The sequence below is a fragment of the Lacimonas salitolerans genome (genome assembly GCF_042677865.1).
GTDB classification, from domain to species: Bacteria; Pseudomonadota; Alphaproteobacteria; order Rhodobacterales; family Rhodobacteraceae; genus Lutimaribacter; species Lutimaribacter salitolerans.
Map to the genome: position 1 here is coordinate 1 of NZ_JBHUDD010000080.1, position 950 is coordinate 950.

The following is a 950-nucleotide window of genomic DNA, read 5'->3' on the forward strand; positions in this document are numbered from 1 at the left end:
CAACCGCGTGTCGGGTCCAAGTTGAACGCGGCATTTGATGCGCGTTTGCGGGAACTTTTTGAGCACGATCTACATCTTCGACGTAAGCGCAGTCCCCGTCCCATTGATGTTATCAGTTTGGGCTGATTGACACTATTCGGTGTGGTGCGTTTTTGAGCACGTCAGGGAGTCCCGGGCGAGCTCATCTGTAGTGTGGTAGTTGCGGCATAAGCCCATGGCATCAAAGCATCGATATCTTTTTCGAGATGGCCATTGGCCAATTTTGTGTACAGATCTCGCAGGTAGGCATAGGGCTCGACGCCGTTCATGCGACAAGTGCCGATCAGGCTGGCGAATCTTGCCCAGTTCGGACTTGCCCGACACCCGGCCTGCTTGGGCATTGAGCCAGGCAAAGAATTTATCGACCAGTGGGCGGGATTGATCCTGCCGGACAGCCCTGCGCTGCGCGGGAGGCAAACCACGGATTTCAGCCTCGATTTGATAGAGGGCTGCGATCCGCCGCAGTGCCTCGTCAACGATTGGCGATCCTGCTTTCGGCTGGGCCTTGATCAAGGCGCGCCGCCCATGTGACCAGCAATAGGCCAGTTTCAAGGGTTTGCCACCCACCCGCTTTGGCGTGGCCAATGCGCTATAGCCACCATAGGCATCCACCTGGATTGTGCCATCGAAGCCGTTGAGGATTTCTTGCGCATATTCGCCTTTTCGTCCGGGTCGATAGTGGAACACGACACCAGGTGGGGATGATCCGCTCCAGCCGCGATCATCCCGTAAAACAGCCCAGAAATACCCAGTTTTGGTTTTGCCACGGCCGGGATCGAGTACAGGCGCTGCTGTTTCATCGACATATAGGCGCGTGCTGCCCTTGAGCAGAGAGTGTCCGATCTTCTGTGTAACTGCGGTTTGGTCCATGCTTCCTGAGAGGAGCAAGGACGATGACAATTTCCAAAGAA

At 55.8% G+C, this 950-nt stretch carries 1 pseudogene; it reads right to left on the bottom strand.

The features are described 5' to 3' along the window. Nucleotides 1–161: 161 nt before the first annotated feature. Nucleotides 162–950: pseudogene (locus tag ACFTOW_RS13335) on the bottom strand (IS66 family transposase); the annotation flags it as partial.